The 24,203-nt window shown below is 51.4% G+C and carries 27 protein-coding genes; 9 read left to right on the top strand and 18 right to left on the bottom strand.

The window, feature by feature from the left end:
* Positions 1 to 2: 2 nt before the first annotated feature.
* The 3 genes from ABJU74_RS10005 to tgt are packed head-to-tail and all read right to left on the bottom strand — an operon-like array spanning position 3 to position 4,311.
* Complete coding sequence (locus ABJU74_RS10005) at positions 3 to 464, bottom strand: peroxiredoxin (RefSeq protein ID WP_348384075.1); 462 nt, start codon at positions 462 to 464, stop codon at positions 3 to 5.
* Positions 461 to 3,187 carry a bifunctional [glutamine synthetase] adenylyltransferase/[glutamine synthetase]-adenylyl-L-tyrosine phosphorylase gene (locus ABJU74_RS10010; protein ID WP_348384076.1) on the bottom strand — a complete coding sequence of 909 codons (2,727 nt, stop codon included), beginning with the start codon at positions 3,185 to 3,187 and terminating at the stop codon, positions 461 to 463. The genes ABJU74_RS10005 and ABJU74_RS10010 overlap by 4 nt, the downstream gene beginning before the upstream one ends.
* Complete coding sequence (gene tgt / locus ABJU74_RS10015) at positions 3,184 to 4,311, bottom strand: tRNA guanosine(34) transglycosylase Tgt (RefSeq protein ID WP_348384077.1); 1,128 nt, start codon at positions 4,309 to 4,311, stop codon at positions 3,184 to 3,186. Before tgt ends, ABJU74_RS10010 begins: the two co-directional genes overlap by 4 nt.
* 155 nt (positions 4,312 to 4,466) lie before the next feature.
* Between tgt and ABJU74_RS10020 the strand changes: the two genes are divergently transcribed.
* Complete coding sequence (locus ABJU74_RS10020) at positions 4,467 to 4,814, top strand: DUF2282 domain-containing protein (protein WP_348384078.1); 348 nt, start codon at positions 4,467 to 4,469, stop codon at positions 4,812 to 4,814.
* 78 nt (positions 4,815 to 4,892) lie between these two features.
* Here the strand turns inward: ABJU74_RS10020 and queA are convergent, their stop codons facing one another.
* The 5 genes from queA to ABJU74_RS10045 form a co-directional block, all read right to left on the bottom strand.
* Positions 4,893 to 5,921, bottom strand: a complete 1,029-nt coding sequence (gene queA, locus ABJU74_RS10025) for a tRNA preQ1(34) S-adenosylmethionine ribosyltransferase-isomerase QueA (protein ID WP_348384079.1) — start codon at positions 5,919 to 5,921, stop codon at positions 4,893 to 4,895.
* An 8-nt stretch (positions 5,922 to 5,929) separates the two neighbouring features.
* Positions 5,930 to 6,583 carry a peptidylprolyl isomerase gene (locus ABJU74_RS10030; protein ID WP_348384080.1) on the bottom strand — a complete coding sequence of 218 codons (654 nt, stop codon included), beginning with the start codon at positions 6,581 to 6,583 and terminating at the stop codon, positions 5,930 to 5,932.
* 131 nt (positions 6,584 to 6,714) lie between these two features.
* A complete protein-coding gene (coaD, locus tag ABJU74_RS10035) occupies positions 6,715 to 7,218 on the bottom strand; it encodes a pantetheine-phosphate adenylyltransferase (RefSeq protein ID WP_348384081.1) in 504 nt (167 codons plus the stop codon).
* 36 nt (positions 7,219 to 7,254) lie between these two features.
* A complete protein-coding gene (locus ABJU74_RS10040; protein ID WP_348384554.1) occupies positions 7,255 to 8,139 on the bottom strand; it encodes a polyprenyl synthetase family protein in 885 nt (294 codons plus the stop codon).
* A gap of 20 nt (positions 8,140 to 8,159) precedes the next feature.
* A complete protein-coding gene (locus tag ABJU74_RS10045) occupies positions 8,160 to 8,399 on the bottom strand; it encodes an exodeoxyribonuclease VII small subunit (RefSeq protein WP_348384555.1) in 240 nt (79 codons plus the stop codon).
* A 155-nt stretch (positions 8,400 to 8,554) separates the two neighbouring features.
* Here ABJU74_RS10045 and ABJU74_RS10050 point away from each other — a divergent pair, with 155 nt between their 5' ends.
* Positions 8,555 to 9,214: a hypothetical protein gene (locus tag ABJU74_RS10050; RefSeq protein WP_348384082.1), complete on the top strand. Its 660-nt coding sequence runs from the start codon at positions 8,555 to 8,557 to the stop codon at positions 9,212 to 9,214.
* A 28-nt stretch (positions 9,215 to 9,242) separates the two neighbouring features.
* A complete protein-coding gene (locus tag ABJU74_RS10055; RefSeq protein ID WP_348384083.1) occupies positions 9,243 to 9,650 on the top strand; it encodes a DUF2177 family protein in 408 nt (135 codons plus the stop codon).
* Positions 9,651 to 9,666: 16 nt separating this feature from the next.
* Here the strand turns inward: ABJU74_RS10055 and ABJU74_RS10060 are convergent, their stop codons facing one another.
* The 3 genes from ABJU74_RS10060 to ABJU74_RS10070 all read right to left on the bottom strand — a co-directional run bounded on the left by ABJU74_RS10060 (position 9,667) and on the right by ABJU74_RS10070 (position 11,294).
* The gene (locus tag ABJU74_RS10060) at positions 9,667 to 9,846 is read right to left on the bottom strand and encodes a DUF1289 domain-containing protein (RefSeq protein WP_348384084.1); all 180 of its coding nucleotides are present in this window, start codon (positions 9,844 to 9,846) and stop codon (positions 9,667 to 9,669) included.
* Between the two features lie 74 nt (positions 9,847 to 9,920).
* Positions 9,921 to 10,520: a 2-hydroxychromene-2-carboxylate isomerase gene (locus tag ABJU74_RS10065; protein ID WP_348384085.1), complete on the bottom strand. Its 600-nt coding sequence runs from the start codon at positions 10,518 to 10,520 to the stop codon at positions 9,921 to 9,923.
* Between the two features lie 51 nt (positions 10,521 to 10,571).
* Positions 10,572 to 11,294, bottom strand: a complete 723-nt coding sequence (locus ABJU74_RS10070; RefSeq protein WP_348384086.1) for an SDR family NAD(P)-dependent oxidoreductase — start codon at positions 11,292 to 11,294, stop codon at positions 10,572 to 10,574.
* A 128-nt stretch (positions 11,295 to 11,422) separates the two neighbouring features.
* Between ABJU74_RS10070 and purL the strand changes: the two genes are divergently transcribed.
* Entirely contained in the window at positions 11,423 to 13,693 is a 2,271-nt protein-coding gene (gene purL, locus ABJU74_RS10075; RefSeq protein WP_348384087.1) for a phosphoribosylformylglycinamidine synthase subunit PurL, read from the top strand.
* Between the two features lie 4 nt (positions 13,694 to 13,697).
* Here purL and ABJU74_RS10080 read toward each other — a convergent pair whose 3' ends face one another.
* Both ABJU74_RS10080 and ABJU74_RS10085 read right to left on the bottom strand, forming a co-directional pair.
* A complete protein-coding gene (locus ABJU74_RS10080; RefSeq protein WP_348384088.1) occupies positions 13,698 to 15,224 on the bottom strand; it encodes a hypothetical protein in 1,527 nt (508 codons plus the stop codon).
* A gap of 33 nt (positions 15,225 to 15,257) precedes the next feature.
* Complete coding sequence (locus tag ABJU74_RS10085) at positions 15,258 to 15,569, bottom strand: hypothetical protein (RefSeq protein ID WP_348384089.1); 312 nt, start codon at positions 15,567 to 15,569, stop codon at positions 15,258 to 15,260.
* Positions 15,570 to 15,754: 185 nt separating this feature from the next.
* Between ABJU74_RS10085 and ABJU74_RS10090 the strand changes: the two genes are divergently transcribed.
* Entirely contained in the window at positions 15,755 to 16,177 is a 423-nt protein-coding gene (locus ABJU74_RS10090; RefSeq protein WP_348384090.1) for a hypothetical protein, read from the top strand.
* A 33-nt stretch (positions 16,178 to 16,210) separates the two neighbouring features.
* Here ABJU74_RS10090 and ABJU74_RS10095 read toward each other — a convergent pair whose 3' ends face one another.
* Complete coding sequence (locus ABJU74_RS10095) at positions 16,211 to 16,999, bottom strand: Coq4 family protein (RefSeq protein ID WP_348384091.1); 789 nt, start codon at positions 16,997 to 16,999, stop codon at positions 16,211 to 16,213.
* Positions 17,000 to 17,141: 142 nt separating this feature from the next.
* Between ABJU74_RS10095 and ABJU74_RS10100 the strand changes: the two genes are divergently transcribed.
* From ABJU74_RS10100 to bfr, 4 genes are all read left to right on the top strand, one after another.
* The gene (locus ABJU74_RS10100; protein ID WP_348384092.1) at positions 17,142 to 17,816 is read left to right on the top strand and encodes a nitroreductase family protein; all 675 of its coding nucleotides are present in this window, start codon (positions 17,142 to 17,144) and stop codon (positions 17,814 to 17,816) included.
* A gap of 38 nt (positions 17,817 to 17,854) precedes the next feature.
* Complete coding sequence (locus ABJU74_RS10105; protein WP_348384093.1) at positions 17,855 to 19,108, top strand: DUF418 domain-containing protein; 1,254 nt, start codon at positions 17,855 to 17,857, stop codon at positions 19,106 to 19,108.
* 64 nt (positions 19,109 to 19,172) lie between these two features.
* Positions 19,173 to 19,343, top strand: coding sequence for a (2Fe-2S)-binding protein (locus ABJU74_RS10110; RefSeq protein WP_348384094.1), 171 nt, complete (start codon positions 19,173 to 19,175; stop codon positions 19,341 to 19,343).
* Between the two features lie 118 nt (positions 19,344 to 19,461).
* Entirely contained in the window at positions 19,462 to 19,938 is a 477-nt protein-coding gene (gene bfr, locus ABJU74_RS10115) for a bacterioferritin (RefSeq protein WP_348384095.1), read from the top strand.
* A 6-nt stretch (positions 19,939 to 19,944) separates the two neighbouring features.
* Here the strand turns inward: bfr and ABJU74_RS10120 are convergent, their stop codons facing one another.
* From ABJU74_RS10120 to ABJU74_RS10135, 4 genes are all read right to left on the bottom strand, one after another.
* Positions 19,945 to 20,382: an Hpt domain-containing protein gene (locus tag ABJU74_RS10120; protein WP_348384096.1), complete on the bottom strand. Its 438-nt coding sequence runs from the start codon at positions 20,380 to 20,382 to the stop codon at positions 19,945 to 19,947.
* Positions 20,383 to 20,510: 128 nt separating this feature from the next.
* The gene (gene der, locus ABJU74_RS10125; protein ID WP_348384097.1) at positions 20,511 to 21,902 is read right to left on the bottom strand and encodes a ribosome biogenesis GTPase Der; all 1,392 of its coding nucleotides are present in this window, start codon (positions 21,900 to 21,902) and stop codon (positions 20,511 to 20,513) included.
* Between the two features lie 30 nt (positions 21,903 to 21,932).
* Positions 21,933 to 23,279 (bottom strand): PQQ-binding-like beta-propeller repeat protein, encoded by a 1,347-nt coding sequence (locus ABJU74_RS10130; RefSeq protein ID WP_348384098.1) that lies wholly within the window; start codon positions 23,277 to 23,279, stop codon positions 21,933 to 21,935.
* Positions 23,279 to 24,106, bottom strand: coding sequence for a tetratricopeptide repeat protein (locus ABJU74_RS10135; RefSeq protein WP_348384099.1), 828 nt, complete (start codon positions 24,104 to 24,106; stop codon positions 23,279 to 23,281). Before ABJU74_RS10135 ends, ABJU74_RS10130 begins: the two co-directional genes overlap by 1 nt.
* Positions 24,107 to 24,203: the final 97 nt, after the last annotated feature.

Genomic DNA, 24,203 nt, shown 5'->3' on the forward strand with positions numbered 1-24,203 from the left:
CCTTAAGCCGCTTGTGCGGCAGCCAGTACTTCTTCGGCATGGCCTTTGACTTTCACTTTGGGCCAAGCGTGCAAAATCGTCCCATCAGCGCCGATCAAAAATGTCGAACGAATAATACCCATATAGGTTTTTCCGTACATTTTCTTTTCGGCCCAAACGCCGATATTTTCTAGGAATTCGGTACTTTCATCAGAGGCGATATCAACCGTTAGCTCTTGTTTGTTGATGAAATTTTGTTGCCGTTTTGGACTATCTGCGGACATGCCCAAAATTGCCGTTCCTGCTTTTTCAAATTCCGGCAATAGAGCCGAGAAATCCTTTGATTCCGTGGTGCACCCGGGCGTACTCGCCTTGGGATAGAAAAAAAGGACCAGCTTTTTGCCGTGATAATCGGACAATTTCACTGTCCTGCCATCGGGAGCAGTCAAGTCCATATCTGGCATTTTCTCGCCCACGTCGATCATATAATATCTCCTAAAATTTCATCCGGGTCCGGCCGTAAATGCCGATTCCATTCCTCAATAACGCATTGCCGCGCATTGTTATACCCGTTCAAAAGGGCATCCCAGCTCTCTTGCCCCGCCGATTTTGCGATAAGTTCGCGACTTGTTTCGGGCGGATAATCACAAGTGGGCGATATCAACCGCAGCGCCACCAATAAACGGGTCATCAACTCATGCGCGGCGACCATGTTTTCATCCAATTGATTGGTTTTTGATAGCCCGCGTGCCGCGTCGTCCAATTGAGGAAACAAAGCTTCGCCGGTTTTCAATTGCAGAAAATGGACAATAAACTCCCAATCGACCAAGCCGCCTTCCATCAATTTGGTATCCAATGGTCCTTGTGGCGGCTTGTGCTCGACAATATCGAGCCGCATTTTCCGCACCGACTTGCGCAATTTTTCTGGCTCGCGAGGCTTTTGCAAAATTGCTTTAATCTGTTCTTGTAACAATCGTGAAGCGTCTTCACTGCCATAAACCGGCCGCGCCCGAGTCAGTGCCATATGCTCCCAAGTCCAGGCGCTTTCATCTTGATATTTATAGAAACTTTCAACAGTTACCGCCATGGGGCCTTGGGTTCCAGACGGCCGCAAACGGGTATCGACCTCGTATAGGGGACCGGCTGCTGTCGGCACAGACAAGGCGGCGACAATGCGCTGCGCCAAGCGATTGAAATATTGCGTACCGCCCAAAGGCCGCGGCCCGTCAGAATCCGCGCTATGATCACCGGTAAACAGAAATACCAGATCGAGATCGGATGCGTGAGTCAACGCCTCGCCGCCCAGCCGCCCCAGCGCCAGAATCAAAATTTCAGAGCCCGCAACCTTCCCATGCACCTGTTCAAACTCAGATATCGTTGCGTCTGTGAGAACCCGAATGGCCGCTTCGGCAACCCGCGCGTAGCCGCCAGCAATGGCCAGCGGATCATGACGCGATTCCACCAGCTGCGTGCCGAGGGCAAATCGTTTTTCTCCGACACGGGCACGCACCCGGTCGAGCAACATTTGATAATCATCGCCTTCTTCGCATTGTGCAAATTGCTGCGCCAATTCATCAACCGATGGCATCAAGTCTAAGGCGCTGGTATCAATTAATCCTTCGAACAATTCTGTGCGCCGGGACAATTCATCCGCCAAAACCGGCGCATGGCTCAATATGCGGCTCAACATTTCCCTTAATCCGGGCCGGGCTTCCAGCATCCGGAAAAAATTTATGGCCGTCGGCAGCTTGTCGATCAAACTGTCAAGGCGCACCAATGCCTGTTCGGGATTTGGCGATCCAGACAAGGCGTCGATCATTTCAGGCAAAACCGCTTCGAAAGAATCAATCGCTGCTTCGCTCCGCAAAGCGGTGACCTTGCCGCTGCGCCATCTTTTGATTTTTTCCGCAAAGACTGCGATTTCGGATACCCCGCGCTTTTCGAGAGCATCTTCCAATCCTTGATCAGCAGGCGGAAGTTTTGCGCTTTCATCGGATCCGATAAGTTCATCATAAATGGCGCCCACCGCTTCGACGCGTGCCTCCAGCAAGCAAAGGAGATCTATTCCGCTGTCCAATCCATGCAGCATTGCGACCTTGTCCAATGCCTCATCATCGCTAGGAAGGCTGTGGGTTTGCTGGTCGTTGATCATCTGCAATCGATGTTCGATCACCCGATATAAAGAATAGGATTCAGATAAGATATTAGCTTTGGTCGGGTCAATTCGGCCGGCTGACGCTAATGCGGTCAGAGCCTGACGCGTATCTGCGACTCGCAAATTGGGCTCACGGCCACCAAATATCAATTGATGCATTTGCGCGTAAAACTCAGCTTCTCGAATGCCGCCGCGGCCGCGTTTTAAATCATATCCCAGGCCAAATTTCTGTCCTGCGGAAAAGTGATCGCGGATCTGCACCGATACCGCGCCGATATTCTTGATCGCGCCATAGTCCAAGGATCGTCGCCAGATAAAGGGGTTGATCGTTTCAAGAAAATTCCGCCCCAAATCGGCATCGCCCGCGGCAAAGCGGGATCGAATGAAAGCCGCTTGTTCCCAAGCTAAAGCGCTCGATTCATAATAGCTTATCGCGGCATCGACCGGCAAAGCCACCGGACTGACTTCCGGCGATGGACGCAGCCGCATGTCGACACGAAAAACATACCCATCTGCATCTCTGCTGTTGAGTGCATCGACTAGCTGCTGGCCGATGCGCCGGGCGGCGTCACTGGGTTCTTCTCGGCCACGGGTCGGTATTTTCTCCGGATCATATATGAAAATCGGGTCAATATCCGAAGAATAGTTGAGTTCGCGGCTACCATGTTTGCCCAAACCGATTACGGCAAACCCGGTGTGATCAGCATCCGGGTAACGAGCGGTGTAAATATCTACCAAGGCTTCATCTAGCGCGCGATCAGCAAAATCTGATAGATGCGACACCACCTCTGTGAGGCTCAGTTGTCCAGCCAAGTCGCCAATAGCCAATGTTAAAGCCAAAGATCGCTTTTCGCGCCTCAACTTTTGACGGACATTAATTGCGCCCTTGCCTGCCTCTTCCCCAAAAGCAAAAGCAGCTGACAAATTGTCCGCTTCCAACAACGCTGTCAGGTCTGGTTGCAGTTCCAGTGCTCGGCACAGATAGGGCGCGTGCAATCTGGCGCGCGCAATTGCATCTTGCAAAGAAGTTGATTGTGGCTGTCCAATCATCATGATCGTAAATATTTGCCCCGGAAATCGCGGGCAAAGGCAGCAAATTTCCTTTGGCCAATGGCGGCGCGCATGCCAGCCATCAGAGACTGGTAAAAAGCGATATTATGTTCGGTCATCAACATGGCGCCCAATATTTCTTTCGATCGTATGAGATGATGCAAATAAGCACGGCTATATGTTTGGCACACGGAACAGCCACAATCGGGATCCAATGGGTCAAGATCTTCGGCAAATTTCGCATTGCGAATATTGAGCGGTCCTGTCGATGTAAAGGCTTGGCCATTACGGCCGGACCGGCTGGGCAAAACACAATCGAACATGTCTACGCCGCGTTCTACCGCTCCGACAAGATCATCAGGCTTGCCAACGCCCATTAAATAGCGCGGCTTATCCTCCGGCAATTGTCCCGGCGCATAGTCGAGCACATCAAACATCGCCTCCTGTCCTTCGCCGACGGCAAGACCACCAATGGCATAACCGTCAAACCCGATATCCGTGAGCGCTTGCGCAGATGCCGCACGAATTTCTTTATCCAGTGATCCTTGTTGAATACCGAAAAGCGCGGCTTTGCTTGCATGTTCAGTCCCGCTATCGAAGCCATCGCGCGAGCGCTTGGCCCATCGCATGGATCGTTCCATAGATAATATTGCCTCTTCCCACGTCGCTCCATTTTTGGTGCACTCATCAAATGCCATGACAATATCGCTACCCAGCAATCGTTGGATCTCCATCGACCGCTCCGGTGTCAGCATATGGCGGGAACCATCCAAATGACTTTGAAATTCAACACCGTCTTCGCTCATCTTTGTCAAATCGGACAGGCTCATTACTTGATAGCCGCCGCTATCCGTGAGGATCGGCCGGTGCCAATTCATGAACTTGTGCAGCCCGCCAAGCTTCGCGACCCGCTCCGCCCCTGGTCGCAGCATCAGATGATAGGTATTGCCTAATATGATATCGGCTCCGGTAGATCGGACCGTATCAGGCTTCATTGCTTTTACGGTTGCCGCTGTCCCGACCGGCATGAATGCCGGCGTCCGTATTTCACCGCGCTGCATTGTTATTTTCCCGGTGCGCGCCTTGCCATCTGTGGCGGCGATGGAAAAAGAAAAACGGTTGGCCATGAAAATCTGTTCCAATCAACGAAGTAAGGTTCGAAAAAACAAAGAATTTTGTGTTTTATATCTGATGGTGTATCGAGTGTTCATCCTCGCGCGAATCCCTCAGTAACTGTGCAGGATGACAACAGTTTTTCAAAGACCAAAATCTGGAGAATATTATGAAGAAGACGATGAAACTGGGTTCTGCAGCTACTGCATTAATCGCAGCCGCAGCTCTTTCCGCCTGTTCCGGCGGTGCTAGCGAAGCAACCGAAGGCGCAGAAGCCACGGGTGAAGAAGCAACAGAAGTGGCTGCTGCTGAGAAAGAAAAATGTTTTGGTATCTCCAAAGCGGGCGAAAATGACTGCGCTGCTGGCGAAGGCACGAGTTGTGCTGGTACGTCCGTTGTCGACTATCAAGGCAATGCTTGGAAATATACCGAAGCAGGCGAATGCGAACCACAAGGTGGTTCTTTGACCGAAGTGGCTGACAATGATCCGCCGGTTCCTGTCGCTGCTGAAGGCTAAGCCTTTACTGATTTTTTTAAAAGAGGCGGTTCCGTTGGAGCCGCCTTTTTTTTGCATCCATGGCGCACAGGCCTGGGTTCAAGGAAGCAATAAGCTGGAATCGCCATAGCTGTAAAAGCGATAATCATTTTTGATCGCATGGGCATATGCAGACTGCATATTGTCCAATCCCATTAGCGCGCTCACCAGCATGAATAATGTTGATTTGGGCAAATGAAAATTGGTCATTAATCCATCGATCGCGCGAAACTTATAGCCTGGCGTAATGAATATATCCGTATCACCGGCAAAGGGCTGAATAATCCCATCTTCTCCGGTGGCACTTTCCAACAGACGTAAACTGGTTGTGCCCACGGCAATCACCCGGCCGCCCTCTGCACGCGTCTGATTGAGCCGATCAGCCGTTTCAGCGGTAATACGTCCCCATTCGCTATGCATTTGGTGATCGTCCGTTTCGTCGGTCTTGACCGGCAAGAAAGTTCCTGCGCCAACATGCAAGGTCAATATCTCGTGGCCCACTCCCCTCGCCCGCAACGATTGGATCAGATCGTCAGTGAAATGCAGGGCCGCCGTGGGCGCCGCGACTGCGCCTTTTTCTTGCGCAAACATGGTCTGATAATCTTCCGCATCGCGGGCATCAATTGCGCGCTTGCTCGCGATATAAGGCGGTAAAGGCATGGTTCCCGCTCGGGCCAGCAAGACTTCAACCGGCTCTTCGCCGAGAAAATGGAGCTGGAAGCTGCCATCTTCAAATTTGGCTTCCGCCTCAGCAAGAACGCCCACTCCGAAATCCACAATATCTTCGATTTTCAGCCGTTTCGCATTGCGGACAAACGCTTGCCAGCGCCGCAAATCAATGCGTTTGTGCAATGTTGCACCAATTTTGGCTTCACCGCGACGACCTTCCAGCTGCGCTGGGATCACCTTTGTATCATTGAAAACCAAAACATCTTTGTCTGACAATAGATCCGGCAGATCGGTGACTATATGATCAGATGACTGGCCCTTAGCCGTTAACAAAAGCAGTTTAGCGCTGTCCCGCGGGACAGCCGGTCGAAGCGCTATATTTTCTTGCGGCAGCGCAAAATCAAAGAGATCTACGCGCATGAACGGGCCTAGGGGTTAATCGGCGCGTTCAGATCATCGACTGAAATTTCTTGCTCGAGAACCGGTGCTGTGGATCGCGGTGCAGGAGGCGCCTTGCCATCTGCCGCTATCGAAGCCTGCAAAATGCGGCTTGGATTGGAAGGCGGTACCCCCCGATTAATCGCATCAACATATTGCATGCCGCCAGAAACACGGCCGAACACAGTATATTTTTTATCCAAGGCAAAGCGGGGGTAAAAAACAATGAAAAATTGGCTATTGGCACTATCTTCGGTTTCGGCTCGCGCCATCGAAACAACGCCGCGCAAATGCGGGAAATTGTGAAATTCCGCTTTCAAATCAGGTAATTCCGATCCGCCGGTTCCGGTTCCGGTGGGGTCTCCTGTTTGAGCCATAAAGCCTTCGATAACGCGGTGAAAAATGACGCCGTCATAAAAGCCTTCCCGGGTCAGCCTTTTGACGCGCTCAACATGATTGGGGGCCATTTGCGGATAAAGCTGGATCGTCACCCGGCCACCGGTGGACAAGTCCAAAATCAGCATATTTTCTTCCGCCGGTACGGACGCTTCGGCCGGCTCCGCAGCCGCTGCTTGTTCTTGGGCCGCCACGCTCGTGCTCATCAATGCAGCAGCACAGAAAGAAACGATAAACTTACTTAGCATAATATATACTCATCTCTTATTCTTCATCATCACGGTGCAAATGCGCCCGACAATAAGGATTATTTTCGCCTCTTGAACGAGTCATGCTTTCACCGCAATGAACTGGTTCCCAATCGCTGACTTTTTACAATTTATTGCTCACCCTTTAGTCCGGTTTCGGCTACCCGGGCAACCACTTGTTCACAGACTTTGGGCGAGACAAATTTGTGAATCTCGCCGCCATAAACCGCAATTTCCTTGACCAGACGCGATGCTATGGGTTGCAAAGAAACGTCAGCCATTAGAAAGACAGTTTCGATCTGGTCATTTAGCTGCTGGTTCATTCCGGCCATTTGATATTCATATTCAAAATCGGCAACGGCTCGGAGACCGCGGACAATGACGCTTGCGCCCTGCTTTTGGGCAAATTTCATAAGCAGGGCGTTGAATGCAACCACTTCGACAGCATCACCAAGGTCGGCGGTTTCCCGTCTTACCATTTCCAACCGTTCCTCGAGTGAAAACATGGGCGATTTAGAAGGATTGGTTGTTACACCAATGACCAACTTGTCGACTAGCCGGGTACCGCGTTGGATTATATCCATATGGCCAAGGGTTACCGGATCAAAGGTTCCAGGATAAACACCAACTCTCATAAATTCCTCCCCCGGGATCGCCCGGTCTCAATCGCCTCAGCGGTTTCGCTGGATCGTAAATTCAGCAATGGTTCGCAGCAAATCCGCTTCTTCACCATAACCACTCAAATGGGATTTGGCTTGATCAACCAGCATTTGTGCCTGCTCTTTTGCCCGTTCGACACCCATTAAGCTTAGGAATGTCTGCTTTCCCGCCTGTTCATCTTTATGCAGCGCCTTGCCGGCCAGGGCTTCATCGCCTTCAACATCCAAAATGTCATCGGCAATTTGGAAAGCCAGGCCCAGATCATGCGCGTATCCCCGTAATCCAGTGCGGCCTTCAATTGGAACTCGGCCCAATATCGCCCCAATTTCGACACAGGCGGTTATCAAAGCACCGGTTTTTAATTGCTGCAATCGGGTGACGGTTGGCAAATCAAAAGTGGTTGTCTCAGCGACAAGATCCATCATCTGCCCTCCGGCCATTCCCGACGGCCCCGCCGCTTTGGCAAGACAGGCGACCATTTCAGCGCGCACAAACGGATCGGTATGGGTATTTTGATCGGCGAGTAGCTCAAAGGCCAGAGCATGCAGCGCATCGCCGGCGAGGACCGCCTGCGCTTCACCGAATAATTTATGGGCGGTTGGCTTACCGCGCCGCATGTCATCATCATCCATGCAAGGCAAATCGTCATGAACCAGCGAATAGACATGCAACGCTTCCAAAGCGGTGGCGGCGCGTATTGCGCAATTCTCATCGACATTGAATAATCGCGATGTTGCCATCACCAACAATGGCCGGAGTCTCTTGCCACCGCCGATCGCGGCATGGCGCATGGTATTAAACAATTCCGCGCGAGCATCATCGGGAACGGTCAGCAACAAATCAAATTGTTTGTCCACCGCTTCGGCAACCCGGACCATTTCCTGCTGCAGGTTCATATTATTGTTCGCAGCCACGTCTAATCGGCATCAAATGGAGCCGTGCCCTGGGCCCTGCCTTCACGATCCAGCGTGATCTTCTCAATTTTGGCTTGCGCATCTTCCAGTCGCTTTTGACATAACCCGCGCAATTTCTCACCCTGTTCGTAAAGCGCGATAGACTGATCGAGCGGCACATCTCCGCTTTCCAACTTTCGGACAATTTCTTCAAGACGCCGCAGCGCTTCCTCAAAATTCAAGTCGGCCGAGTCTTCTGACATATTCTGATCGCTTTCGTTCATCGTCATTGCAATGACGGCGGTTTGAGCTTCGGTCAAGGCCTCCAAGCGGCAATTTGGCGAGTTTATTCCTGATAGCATTCTGGCATTTTTTGCAGGGCGGCAGTAAGCTTGTTTATCATAAGGGGAAAAATATCATGTTTATCGGGCATTTTGCACCAGCCATGGTCGCCGCCACCCATCCCAAAGCCCCCGGACTTGGGCTTTTGTTTGTCGCTGGACAATTGGTCGATTTCGGGTTTTTCGGACTGGCGATCTTGGGTATCGAGAATTTTCGTATCACGCCTGGCATGACCGTCATGAACCCGCTTGATCTCTATGACATGCCCTATACCCATAGCTTGCTAGGAACCGTCGCTTGGGCTTTGGGTTTTGCAGGGTTGATCTGGCTGTTCACGCGCAACAAATCAGCCGCGTTGATCGGTGGGTTGGTTGTTCTTTCGCATTGGTTGCTTGATCTGTTGGTGCACGCGCCAGATCTGACACTGGCCGGATCACCACCCAATTTGGGCTTTGGGCTTTGGAACCATCCCGCAATCGCCATGCCGCTGGAAATTTTATTGACCTTTGGCGCCCTCGCCTTTTTCATTGCGCGCACGCGTTCGACAACTCCCAAATCAAAAATCGCCATTGCCCTTTTGGTCCTATTGCTCCTCGCTTTTCAGGTGATTAACTGGTTTGGTCCAGAACCGGAAACAGCTGATCTGGGTATGATGATTTCAGCATTGCTCGCCTTCACTCTGGCAGCTGCGGCAGCGGCTTTTGTCGGCAAAACGCGAACATTGAAACAGGCCTGATTGACGCGGGCCCAGAAGAGGATGTTCCATGACACAATTTATCATCGCTTATATTATCGCTGCCATTATCTTTGGCATTCTCGATTTCCTCTGGCTCAGTAACATGGCGAACAGCCTGTACCGGCCAGTCATTGGCGACATCATGGCCGATGAGTTTCGAAAATTGCCTGCTATGGCTTTCTATTTAATCTATTTGTTCGGCATTGTCTGGTTCGGAGTTAAACCGGCATTGGCCAATGGCCAATGGACCACAGCATTGCTCAATGGCGCACTCTTCGGTGGCATTGCATATGCGACCTATGATTTGACCAGTCAGGCCGTTTTGAAAATATGGTCCACCAAAATCACGATAGTTGATATTGCATGGGGCACATTTGCAACCGGCGTCACTGCCGCTTTGACAGCCTATCTTGTGTTGCGATTTGTGAAAGCCTGAGCGTTCCGCAAAGCAATTATTGCCGCTTGCGCTCGTTCAACAGTTTCAACCGTTGCGGCAATATCGACAAAATTTCGCGTTTTCGCTCGCCATTTGCCGAAGCCCATTCCCCAATCTCATCCAGATTGCGGCCACAGCCTTCACAATATCCAGTGGGCGGGTCAATCATACAGATATTGTTGCAGGGTGAATCCATAGCGCCTGTTCACCATAAGCGATGAACCAGAGCAAGCGTGAACTGCGATGAACCGCGACAATTGAAATTTTCGACTAGCCTGCCAGCTGTTCTTCAATTTGACCGAGACGCTCTTTGCCAAAATACATTTCGCCTTCAATATAGATGGTCGGGATACCAAAAGCGCCGCGTTCAACCATTTTCTCAACATTGTCGATAAGCTGTTGCTTGATTTCAGGATCCTGTGTTTTCGCGACGAGGTCCTGCGGATCGAAACCATTGTCAGCGAGTATTTTTCCCAACCCTTCAACATCGGTCACATCAAATTGATTTTCCCAAATTGGCGGTAATAAAGTATCAATCAAAGCAATGCGTTGGTCCGGTTCGACAGCCAAAAGCATTCGTTGCAACGTGATTGTACTAAAAGGAAAATGCGGGTTCATTTGCCATTTGGTCAATTGGTGTTTTTTAACGAAACGCTGCAATTCGAGCATCGCATAGGCGTTTTTGCCTTTGACTTCGGCATCCCTAATGAAGGGCGGCGCATTCCCGGTCAATTTGTGCATACCGCCCAGAAATACGGGGATAATCTCAATATGCGCGTCATATTTCGCCGCTAAGGCTTTGAGCGGCTGCCAGATTAAATAGGCATTGGGGCTGACAAAATCGAACACAAGTTCAATGGCTTTACTCATCTAGATAGTCCTTCTTCAAATAGCGATGCGGGCATTGGCAAACGGGATTGCCTACCATTTTTCGATCCACGGCCGCACATCCATTTCAAATGTCCAGGCACTGCGCGGCTGTTCGTGGAGCATGACATAATTTTGCGCCAAATCATCGGGATTGACCACGCCATCATTGGCCTTGCGTTCCTCATAATCAGGCAACATGCCCTTTATCCAATCCGTGTCGACCGCGGCATCGATGACGACATGGGCAACATGGATATTTTGCGGACCCATTTCCCGCGCCAGGCTTTGCACCATATTGCGCAGCGCCCCTTTGGCACTGGCAAAGGCGCCGAAACCAGCGGCGCCGCGCATACTGGCGGTGGCACCAGTAAATATGATGGAACCATGGCCGCGCTTGGTCATCACCCGGGCCGATTCCCGGCCAGCAAGAAAACCAGCAAAAGTCGCCATTTCCCAAATTTTAGAAAATTTCTGAGTGTCGGTATCCAGGATCGTAATCGGCACATTGGCGCCGACATTGAACACCACGCAGTCAAGCGGCCCGATATTAGTCTCGATATTTTCAAAAAGCGCTGCGACCTGATCTTCTTTCCTGGCATCGCACGTGAAGCGGTGCGCCTGTTTCCCAGCGCTGCGCAATTCTTCAATCAACGGGTCTAGCTTTTCGCCGCCGCGCCGCGCGCCGCATACGATGTAATCCTTATCCGCAAATGCCTTCATGATCGCGCTGCCAATGGCGTCGCCAGCGCCGATGACCAATACCACTTTATCCATGTTGAATTTCCAGTCATCTGAAAGTTTGGTTGCATTATTAAACCATATTAAAATCGCTAATGCAATGGCGTGCGCAAATTTATCAATTCCCACTAGGCGGAATCACGAGCGCTCGTTAAAGGGTTGTCATGACACAATCATCCTCGCGCACCGCCTCGGAATCATCAGGCTCGATCACGCCGGAAATTGTCGCCGAACATGGCCTCAATACCGAAGAATATCAACGCATATTAAACGCGCTTGGCCGGGAACCCAATATCACTGAACTCGGAATTTTTTCGGTCATGTGGTCAGAGCATTGTTCCTACAAAAGCTCGCGGCTGCACCTCAAAAAGCTGCCCACTACGGGCCCTCAAGTCATTTGTGGCCCCGGCGAAAATGCCGGTGTGATTGACATTGGCGACGGTCAGGCTGCGATTTTCAAGATGGAAAGCCATAACCACCCGTCTTATATCGAACCCTATCAGGGCGCGGCAACGGGTGTCGGCGGGATCTTGCGCGATGTCTTCACCATGGGTGCGCGGCCTGTTGCCAATCTGAATGCCCTGCGCTTTGGACGTCCCGAGCATCCCAAGATGAAGCATCTGGTCAAAGGCGTCGTCGCGGGCATTGGCGGCTATGGCAATTGCGTTGGCGTGCCAACCGTGGGCGGCGAAACCAATTTTCACGAAGCCTATGACGGCAATATCATCGTAAACGCGATGACCGTGGGCGTCGCAGATGCAGACAAGATTTTTTATTCCGCCGCCAGCGGTGTCGGCAACCCGATAGTCTATGTCGGGTCGAAAACCGGCCGCGATGGTATTCATGGCGCAACCATGGCGAGCGCGGAATTTGATGATGACAGCGATGAGAAGCGTCCCACAGTCCAGGTTGGCGATCCGTTTACCGAGAAACTGCTGATCGAAGCCTGTCTGGAATTGATGGCGTCTGATGCAATTGTTGCGATTCAGGATATGGGCGCCGCAGGTCTGACATCATCGTCAGTCGAAATGGCCACCAATGGCGAAGTCGGCATCATTCTCGACATGGATAAAGTGCCATGCCGCGAAACCGAGATGACCGCCTATGAAATGATGCTATCCGAAAGTCAGGAACGCATGCTTATGGTCCTGAAACCCGGCCGCGAAGAAATGGCCGAAGCGATCTTCACCAAATGGGAATTGGACTTTGCGGTTATTGGCGAAGTCACCGACACCCGCCGCATGGTTCTGACGCATAAGGGCGAAACGGTTTGCGATATCCCGCTTGGCCCATTGGCCGACGACGCGCCGCTTTATGACCGTCCGCATCTGACCCAAGAAGAATATAAGGCACACGTCGCCACCAAGCCGTTGGGCGATATTCCCGAAAGCACCGACATTGGCGCGGACCTGCTCAAGATGATGGCAAGCCCTGCCCTCGCCTCGCGCCGCTGGATCTGGGAGCAATATGATAGCCAGGTCGGTGCGGATACCGCGCAGCGCTCTGGCGGTGACGCAGCGGTTGTGCGCGTCCATGGCACCAACAAAGGCCTCGCGATCACCACTGACTGCACCCCGCGCTATTGCAAGGCTGATCCGGTGGAAGGCGGCAAGCAGGCCATTGCCGAAGCCTATCGCAATCTTTGCGCGGTCGGTGCAAAACCGCTCGCGACAACCGATTGCATGAATTTCGGTAACCCGGAAAAGCCGCATATCATGGCGCAATTTGTCGGCTGTATCGAGGGCATGGCCGAAGCCTGCGAAGCGCTGGATATGCCGATCGTGTCGGGCAATGTAAGCCTGTATAACGAGACGACGGGCGCGGATGGTGTGAGCCATGCGATTTTGCCAACGCCGGCCATTGGGGCGGTAGGATTGATTGATGATCTCGACAAGATGATGACGATTGGGTTTAAGAATGAGGGGGAAGAAATTTTTTTAGTTGGCCAGCCTAAGGTTGAACTTGGTCAATCACTTTGGATGCGTGAGTGTCATGGTCAAGAAAACGGAATTCCCCCCGCTGTAAATCTGGAAGAGGAATTAGCAACCGGTGAGTCCATCCGAGAATTGATAAAACAGGGTCTTGTTACTGCAGTGCACGATATTTCGGATGGCGGACTATTGATTGCACTGACCGAGATGGCGCTTGCTGGCGGTATCGGTTGCAATCTTTGGTGCACAGATATCGATTGTTATGCAGAAGACTGGTTCAGCGAAAGCCAGTCGACTTACCTCGTGACGACAACGTCAAAAGAAGCTCTACGCACTATGTTGGACAATAAAAAAGTAATTTGCTCAAATATCGGTCATACCGAAGGCAATTCGGTCGTCATTGAGATGGACAATGTCACAAAAATTTCAACGCTGTGCGACATCCCCCTCGCCGACCTCCGCGATGCCAGTGACAGTTTCTTCCGCGACTGGATGCAAGACTAACCGCTCAGGCGTTCAACCCAACGCTATCCAGAAACGGTGACGAAAACGCATCGCGTTCCGCTGCATCCGGTAGCAGCAATTTTCGCACTTGGTTCCACCGATCAACGCTTCCTCCATAGCCGCGCTTTACGCGGGCTTTGGTGAGATCATGCATCTTGCCCCAATGCTGGGTAAAGGGCATGCCCGCAGCCTCTAACCGCTGACCGGCCAGCGTAATCAGCTTGCGTGTCGCGGGTGTATCGATGCCGTCAATGTCAATGACACAGCTGGGATCATAGCGGTTAAACGATAAAATACCCGGTGATTTTTGTGCATAGCGACAAGTGAATACAACCGGTGCGCTCTTATGGACCAGAAAGGCCTGACGCATAATGTCGAGCGCATTGGTGACCTGCGCTATCGGCACCGCAAAACCGGAACTCGCAATGCCTTCCCGTGCGCTGGTAAAGCTATAGGTCTCACCCGGCAAACGCCATTCATGCGGACGGTCAGAGCGTACTTTCAATTCGCTTTGAATGAGCAGACTTGTTGCCGTGTCCCGTAGGTCCGGGAACATTTTTATGGCGGATGCGATAAGCCGCGGCAAATCCGTTCCCGGCTCCGCTTCAGACTTAAGATTATAATTAGCGCGATAGCCGGGCGGGCACAGTTCTTTGTAGCGCACGGTTGTATAGCCTATATCCATTTTGCGCGGATCAAGAATGACTTGGAAAAAATAAGGTTTGCGAATTTGATCCGGCAGACCCGAGCCGCGAAAATCAAGCATGTTGAGCGCACCTTGCAGCTGCCCGAACGGAATATGGTGCAAGGAAGAATTGAGCAAATAGCGCCCGGTTGCGCGCAGCATGACACTATGGACGATCCCCAAAGCCCCTAGGCTGACAATGGCGGCATCAAATTTTGCATCGTCCCGCACCAAAGTCGCGCCCAGCTTTGCTGCAAATCTCGCGGTCATCACTGGCGCGCGCGCTGGTTCAATCCACAAATTTTGCGTTGCTGTCAGCAATTGTATGCCGGCCACTTCGCTTTCCATTGCCCCGACATTAATTGCCGATCCATGGACCCCGGTTCCGATCGCGCCGGCAATAGTCTGGCCATTGCTGGCGCCTGATGTTCGCAACGCGCGCCGGCGTGATGTTGTTTCCAACCGTTCGTTTATCTTGGAAATATTCGTCCCGCATTGCACCAGATAGAGATCATCTCGGGCCGTGGCGCTGGCCAAATCAACATCGGATGCTCCGACATTAAACGTCCAATCCAGATTGGCTGTTTCCACCACCCAACCATTTTCAACAACCGGAATATCAGAAAAAGACCAGCGCGAACCACAGGCCCGAAGCTGTACACCGGCCTGCAACCCATCAGCAATTATACCCTGCAATCGTGCCGCCGTCGCGCGCATACCCGACATGGTGGCACGGGTCGGGTTTTCATTATGGACCCTGAGACGCTTAGCCACCGGGACTTTGATATTGAAGTGGTGATTGACCCAATCAATATTGTTGCTGATGTGAATCGAATTGGGGGGCATGATGATTCTCCCGTCCGGTGATGAAATTACCGACTATTCGTCTGTGCTGCCTTCGTCCGAAGGGACTTTGGCGCAGAAATATTCAATCGTGGTGGGTTGATAAATGCCCAGCGTTAAAACCGTCACTAGGGATTGTCCAAAATTGGTCTTTACTCGGACTTCATCAATCAAATTGGTTTGACATTCCGCCACAGTGCGCGGCTGTCCTTTGGGCAATAGATAGGCTTTGCTATTCACGATCGCATGTTCGCCATCAGGATTGGGGCGCTGTACCACCAACCGATGTTCGGCGCAGCTTGATAGCAGCACCGCGCTGGTCAAAATCAGTCCAAATCGCTTCCGCATGATATTGCCCTCCTGCATGTTGCACCCGGTCCTTTTGGATCTCGGCACCTCAAATTTTGGGCGACCCTGCCACTTTATCACCGAAATACGGGATATTCGCAATGGGGAGTTTCTGCCAAATCATCGCTATGGCTTCACCGATGGATGACCTGACCTGATAGTGCTGCTATATACCTGCTATGGCTATGAAGCAAAATGCTGGATATTCGGGCACCCCGCTTGCGAAAAAACTGAGTTTGAAAGATGGCATGTCGGTTTGGTTCGATGCCATGCCGGATAGCGTCCGCGCTGAAATTGCGACCTATGGTCTCACCTTTGAAGAACATGATGCTCCCTTTCAGGGACTCAACGCGGCGCATATTTTTGTCAAGGAGCGCGCCCGGCTAGAGCTGCATCTCACCGCACTGCGCACTCTGATCGATCCCGCTGGTCAGGTCTGGGTAAGCTGGCCAAAAAAGGCATCAAAAGTCAAAACCGATATTACCGAGGACACTATTCGGACTGTCTGTCTGCCGATGGGTTTTGTCGACATTAAAGTCTGTGCGGTGGACGCGATCTGGTCGGGCTTAAAATTGACTATTCGCAAGGAATTGCGGCCCCAGAAATAATCGGCGCAAAAACCAATTTTAAGAAATTTCCGATTAAGCGGGTTGGCCCAAAAGATTATAAGGATCGATACCCTGCGCTTCATAAGCAGCATGTGCTTGCTTATAATATTTTGGTTCCCCTATATTCAAAAACGCCCGCGCTTCATCAATCGGCATGGCCAGAATTTTTTCAATATCATAATAGGCCAAACGCTTCGCCGCTTTGCCCAACCGTTGGCCTTCCCGAACCGCTTTCAATACCGGTGCATTAGAAGGTGACTGCTTTTTCATTTCCAATGCACCAGCATAAGCAATGAACAAAACGCCAAGATTAGGGTTTTGGCTATAGGTAAAACCGAGCACACATTGTTCGCCCAGCGCATCCCGGCCATAGCCGGTTAAAACATGCAGCAAATCATGGGTGTCACGCATCCGATCGCCATACCATTCGGTAATGTCGTGGCGCTTTTCAAATTCCGCCCCATAGCGATCAAACTCAGCTACCAAGCCAGCGGCGGTCAATCCTTCTTTCTCCATGAAACGGACATAGGCCTGTCCCAGGCTATCCGGTGATAATTTCCGCAGAGCGTCATGATCATCCAGCATTTCGGGAAGATCGACATTGCGCTCCATTATCGCGCGCGCGTTCGGAGCTTCGAGAAAGCGTTTCGCATTGCGGATAAATGCCTTACCCGCCAGCGCCTCGATTATGTGAAAGACCTCCGCCGTGTCTTCTTTATCTGCGATTAAATTGCGAAAGTGACGAAAAGCTTTGATCGGCCGAATGGAGGGGGCTTTGTGTTTCGCATTCAGCAATGGCATTTCAAGGGGAGAAGGGGTCATGAGAGAATCGCTTTTTTGTAGATGCAAACGCTCTAACTCTTACTTACATTAATGTCAATACTATTATCTTTCCTCGCTCACTTCGCTTGGCTATAGATTTGCGATACATGTTCAGCAGCCCATATTATCAAGGACTCTCGCAATGCAGCCGCATGAAACTTTGCCTTACACTCAGCTTCCCGACTATTCCGACGATGAACGCATTGCCCGGTCGCAAGCCTTTTATGATCAGCTGAAACTGCGCCGCACATGCCGCTATTTTACCGATGATCCCATTTCCCCGACCGTGATTGAAAATGCCATTCTCGCGGCCGGCACCGCACCCAATGGGGCCAATCATCAGCCTTGGCACTTTGCCGTGATCGAATCTCCCACAAAGAAAAAAGCCTTGCGCGAAGCCGCCGAAGCGGAAGAGCGGGAATTTTACGAAAATAAGGCCAGTGACGAATGGCTGGAAGCGCTTGGGCCGCTCGGAACCGATGCTGACAAACCGTTTCTCGAAACCGCGCCTTATTTGATTGTCATTTTTGGCCAACGCAAAGGCGGGATGTTGCCCGGAGAAATGAAGCAAAATTATTATGTCAATGAAAGCGTTGGCATTGCTACGGGAATGTTGATCACCGCTTTACATGACGCCGGACTGGCCACCCTCACCCACACGCCCAATCCGATGAAATTTCTCAATGAGCTGTGCGAGCGCCCAGCCAATGAAAAACCGATGATGGTTTTGGTGGTTGGGAAACCGGCGCCCAATGCGACCATCCCGGTTCACGCCACAATTAAGAAACCGCTGGACGCGATCACCAGTTGGCTTTAGAAGCTGTATTATAAATATAATACAGTTGAGGATTTCCTATGAACGCGACCACCACTCAGGCCCGCCATATATCGCTGGATGCACTGCGCGGATTTGCGGTCATGGGCATATTGTGGATGAATATCACCACCTTTGGCTTCCCCGAAATGACTTATATTAGCCCTATTGTTGGAACGCCGGGAACCCTATCTGATCTGTCGACTTGGACCGTTTCTTTCATCTTTTTTGATGGCAAAATGCGCGCAATATTTTCCCTGCTCTTCGGCGCCAGCATGATGCTGGTGATCGAGCGTGCGGCGGCCAATGGACAATCTCCCGGGCAGGTGCATTTTTCCCGCATGTTCTGGCTCGCCATTTTCGGCCTGGCCCATTTCTATTTTCTGTGGTGGGGTGATATTCTGTTTCTATACGCGGTGTCCGGCGCGACGGTCTTTCTGTTCCGCAATTGGTCTGGCACAAAGCTCATCAAAGGCGGCGTCATCGCCTATGTCGTCAGCTCGCTCACGATTGTTCTGGGCATGGCAACCATGTTCTACCTGCAGAATGAAGCCGCACAACCTGACGCCAGTCAAAGCGCAATAGATGAATTTTCAAAAATGATGAATGAATTGGGCACCTCGCCTCAAGCGATTAACGCAGAAACGGCCCTTTATAAGAGCGGTTATGGGGCTATTCTCGTCGACAAATTTACCGATCAAGTTCTGACCCCGGTGAAGAATCTGTTTCTGGGCCCATTTGAAACCATACCGCTGATGATGATTGGCATGGGGCTCTACAAAACAGGATTCCTGCTCGGACAAGCCGATAAGAAAACATATCGGAAATATGGGCTTTGGGGAACGCTTGTTGGTGGCCTTCTGTTTGCTGGCCTCGCTTGGTTGGCGGCGGCACAGGACTATGATCTACTGGTAATGCTGAATATCACCCAGGCATGGGCGGGTATTCCCCGCCTGATCATGGCCGCAGGTTATATCAGTCTGCTCATGCTGCTCATCCAACATTTTGCTAGCCATCCCTTGATGCACCGCGTCGCTGCAGCCGGGCGTGTCGCATTTACCAACTATCTCGGCACCAGCGTGGTCATGACCTTTGTCTTCTATGGATGGGGCCTTGGTCTGTTCGGATCTGTGAGTCGATCAGAAATGATCCTGTTTGTGCTCGGTAGCTGGGCCGCAATGCTGATCTGGTCGAAACCTTGGCTCTTGCGTTTTCGCTATGGGCCACTGGAATGGCTGTGGCGTTCCCTGGCGCGCAGAGAAGTGCAACCGATGAAAAGCAGCCGGCCGGCGTAAATTTGCTTTTTTGCTATTGCGATCAATTCTCATTAGCTATATACGAGTCGCATAAGGAGCTCATATGGTTGTTTGTGTGTGCAATGCGATTAAGGAAAAAGACTTGCGAGCTGCGGTTCGCAGCGGTTCCAAGGAGCCGTGTGAGGTCTATGCACAGCTCGGACGCAAACCAAAATGTGGACAATGCCTATCGTTTGCGCGAACCATTATCGAAAATGAAGTTGCGACCGCTTAGCATTCTCTTTATCAAACCATTGAAATAATTACTTTTTTTAGGGCTCAACCCCTTTCCTACTGTGGCAAGCTCGTGTATAGCTCTGAGCAACTTATCTCCCATAGTAAAGGATTGCACCATGAAGGGTGACGCAAAAGTAATTGATTATTTGAACGAAGCGCTGAAAAACGAACTGACAGCGATCAACCAATATTTCCTCCACAGCAAGATGCTCGACAATTGGGGCGTCAGCAAATTGGCGAAATTTGAATATGAAGAATCTATCGATGAGATGAAACATGCTGACAAGCTCGCAGAACGTATATTGTTTCTCGATGGCTTGCCCAATTTTCAGCTGCTTGGTCGATTGAAAATCGGAGAATCAGTCGAAGAAATCTTAAAGGCGGATCTGGAATTGGAGCATGAAGCTTTGCCGCCTTTGAAAGATGGTATCGAACATTGTGAAAAAGTTCGCGATTATGTCACTCGCGATTTGTTTGCAGAAATTCTCGAAAGCGAAGAAGAACATGTCGACACGCTGGAAAAGCAGTTTGATATGATTGACCGCATGGGCATCGAAAATTATGTCCAACTGCAATCGGAGTCAGCTGAATAAACGGCCTTATCGGCCTGACATATGATTGCCTAATAACGTTGAACGGCGCCCAAACCCCATGGGTTGGCGCTGCACAACAGGACTGGATTCATGCTCCAAAATAGGCAAAGTTTCTTCAAATAGCGGCCGCAAGCCAACAATTTGTTCCAAAATTTCGTCCGGCGCATGGTGATGTTCGACACATTTTCGAGCCGTCATTTCGATCAGCTCGGCGAGCGCGGCCAAACGGGTGGCGCCAAATTGCAGCGATCCACCTTTTAAACGATGCGCAGGTTCAATGATTTGCGCCGCATCTTTGGCTTTCATGGCCGCTTCAATCTTCGAAACTGATTGAGTCCCATCCTCGCGAAAATAGCCCAAAATCCGTACAAAATCAGGGCCGAGGGAAGACCGTGTTTCGCTATAAACAGCCCAATCTATCAGCTCATTATCAATTTCAGTCACAGGTCGCATCCCGACAAAAACAGCTGAGAACATACTCAGATGGCCGAAGATACCGGAAAATTCGTTAAAGAGCTGTTACCTTTACTGAAACGGCCAACCGATTGGCAGCGGGATCGCGTTTCGAACTATCAATCTTTATCGTGATAGGGATTTTTCGGCGCTCTTATGATCAAACGCACGGGTACGCCGCCAAATCCTAATTCCCGGCGAATGCCATTTATCAGATATCGGCGGTAGCTTTCCGGCAAATCATCTACGCGCGTTCCGAAAATAACAAAGGAGGGCGGCCGCGTCTTTGCCTGCGTAATATATCGCAACTTTATCCGTTTACCGCCGGGTGCCGGTGGCGGGTTTTCGGAAATAGCATCTTCAAACCAACGATTGAGCAATCCCGTAGCGACCCGCTGTGACCATATCCGACGCGCATTAAACGCCGCTTTCATCAGTTGATCAATACCCTTGCCGGTAAAGGCTGACACCGCGATCAGTGGCACGTCGCGAACCTGCGCCAGACCATCATCTAGCGCCGCGCGAATTCCATTGAACAATTTGCTGGGCTGTTCTGCTACATCCCATTTATTAATGGCGATGATTAAACACCGACCTTCTTGTATCGTTTGATCGGCAATTCTCAGATCTTGGGCTTCGAGCCCTTTTGTCGCATCCAATAACAAAACCACAACTTCCGCAAAATCAATGGCCCGCTTGGCATCCGCAACGGATAATTTTTCGAGCTTGTCATTCACTTTTGCCCGTTTGCGCATACCCGCTGTATCGATCAATCGGACCTTGCGCTCCGCTTCCACACCATCCAGCTTTTCATCTTCAGTAAGATTATCGTCATGCCAAACCCATTCCACTGCGATACTATCGCGCGTAATCCCTGCTTCTGGCCCCGTGATCAAGCGGTCTTCGTCCAGCATTTTGTTGATCAATGTGGATTTTCCGGCATTGGGACGACCGACAATGGCAAGTTTGAGGGGTGCGGTTTCATCCATCGGTTCATCCGCGGCCGCCGCTTCAAACGCTTCGATATAGGGACGCACGGCCTGGAACAGATCCGCCATTCCGTCACCATGTTCTGCACTTACCGGAATAGGATCGCCAAAGCCCAGCGCATAGCTTTCCAATATTCCGGATTCTGCGGCCTTGCCTTCTGCTTTGTTGACCAACAAAAGCACCGGCGTTTTTGAACCGCGCAGCCAGCGAGCTATTTCCTCATCCAACGGGGTTAAACCAGCGCGGCCATCCATAACAAACAAAGCGAGTTCAGCACCTTCGACGGCGCGTTCTGTTTGATGCCGCATCCGACCCGGCAGGCTTTTGGCGTCTTCGTCTTCATAGCCGGCTGTATCGATTATGTTAAAGTCCAGACCGAGCAGATGGGCTGCGCCTTCCCGGCGATCGCGAGTCACGCCCGGCCGATCATCGACCAGCGCCAGCTTCTTTCCAACCAGGCGGTTGAACAACGTGGACTTGCCTACATTGGGCCGCCCGATAATTGCTATATTGGGCAGCATGTTGCCGTTCCCGTTCCTTATCTAATGACCTTATCGGAACGCAGAAATGCGGCCGCTATTGTCGAGTACATAGAGCATTTCATCCGCTACAATCGGTGCCAGCGAAACCGGTTGCTTGATATCAAACAAAGTCGTGCTGCTGCCTTCGCCGAGAGAAACTGAAACCAAATCCCCTTCGGTGCTCGCCACGATCAATCGATTGCCCGCCAAAACAGGACCAGTCCAATTGATCGGATTTTTCTTTTTCGCTTCATTCCGATAAGCGGCCAATTGGCTGATCCAGCGTACTTTGCCGGTTGGCCTTGCGATGCAGAGCAACTTGGCATCATCGGTCAAGACAAATACCCATTCGCCAGACACAACCGGTGTTGCGATACCGGCGATATTCAGTTCCCAGATACGCTGTCCAGTGACCAGCTCATAAGCGGCCATCCGACCCCCTTGACCCAATGCAAAAACCCGGCCGCGATCAATAACCGGGTCGGCATCAATATCAGACAATGTCGCCACAGATGTCGAAATACTGGTCCGCGCTAGCGCATCATTCCAAAGGTTGCGGCCATTTTCATAGCGATAGGCGGTCAATTCACCAGAAGAATAGCCCGCAATGACGGTTCCTTGTGCCGCCGCAGGAGCAGCGACGCCAAATATCCCGGCCAAACCAACCGTCCCGGCTTCATTCCACTGCACAGATCCATCCGCCTGACTCAGCGCATAAATCTGATTATCTTGAGTCATCACATAGACATTACCATTGGAAATGGTGGGCGATCCGCGTAAAGGCCCAGCGGGTCGGACTTTCCACAATTGACTGCCGTCGCTCGCGTTAAGCGCGACGACATCGCCAACACCGTTGGTCGCATATACCATTGTTCCTGCGGCACTGACGCCGCCGCCAAAGCGCGATGGCTTGCCATCACTCTTCACTTCAATTTTCATCGACCAAGCTTTGGCTCCGGTTTTGGCATCAAAAGCATGCACGACCGCTTGCGTGTCGACGACAAAGAGCCGGCCGTTCGCAACCACCGGCGCGGCTGCCAAACGTTCCCGCTTATTGGTACCACTAATGTCGGCCGTCCACACACGGGTGGAGGCAGAACCCAGAGCGATATGGCCAACGGATTTGCCCGCATTACCGCCCGATTGGGCCCAGTCGCTATTGGTTCGAGGGGCGGGAACAATCACTGAAATCTCACTTAAAGCGGGATCCACTTCCGCACCGCTTTCGCCTGTGAGAATATTTGTTCGCTTGCCTAAGGTCGGCGTATCTTTCTTATCATCATCACCGCCGCCCAACACCGCGCAGCCGGACATTAAGGAAACAGTGAGCAAACCAGCACAAAGCCTAGCGAATTGCTTTTTCTTAACCGAATTCATTACTCTGTCTCTCCCTCACTCGCCGGAGATGCGGTCCCACTGGACGCATCGGTGGCGGGATTATTATCTGTTTCGGTATCGGTTTCAACTGCATCAATGCCTTGAACCCCGGCCATTTGCAAAGCCCGTGACCGGATTGTCGGCGGAACCGTTTCATCCTTTGCCAATTGCGCAAAAAGAGGCCCGGCCAAATCCGCTTTGTCCAAATTCAGATAGGATAAGGCGACCATTTCGCCAGCGCTGCCAAACCAAGGATTGCCCGGAACGGCCAGAGGCTTAAGGCGATCAACAATTGCCTGCGGTTCAAGATCATCAAATTCGGCGGTGGTTTGACGGATCAGCGCCAAGTCCCGGAAGGGTTGCGGCAATTCCGCATCGGCAACAATCGCCTTATAGCCGGTAATGGCGGCCTTGGGATCGTTTTTTTCGAGCGCGATATTCGCCTGCATCAACTTGGCAGCGGCCCGATAGCCTTCTTGCGGCGCTTCTTCCAATGGCTTTAATGCGGTGGTCGCACCATCGAGATTATTCCGTTTCACGCTGTCAATCGCTGCGACATATTCTTCGCTGCGCACGCCGGCTTCTTCTTCCAAATTGTTATTGTAAAATATCCAACCGGCCAAAGAAGCCAAGCCGACGACAATCATCGCCCCAATCCAAATGCCGTAACGGCTGCCAAAATTCTTCAGATCCGCTTCGCGAACAGCGTCATCAACTTCCCGCATGAACACCTGTTCTTGCCGGTCTGGCTGCTCTTCTGGTGTCTCTTTGTCGTCTTTGGCCAATTCGGCCTCCTTCAATATTTTACGTGTTTCAAGGCGCGTCAATATACGTCCCGAAAAACCATCGCTAGTCCTTTAGCGATGGCGCATCAAAAGTCCAAGGATATCGTCCATTTCCCAATGCTGAACAAGTGGCAGTGAA

Origin of the sequence: Parasphingorhabdus sp. (genome assembly GCF_039982415.1) — a bacterium.
Classification (GTDB): Bacteria; Pseudomonadota; Alphaproteobacteria; order Sphingomonadales; family Sphingomonadaceae; genus Parasphingorhabdus.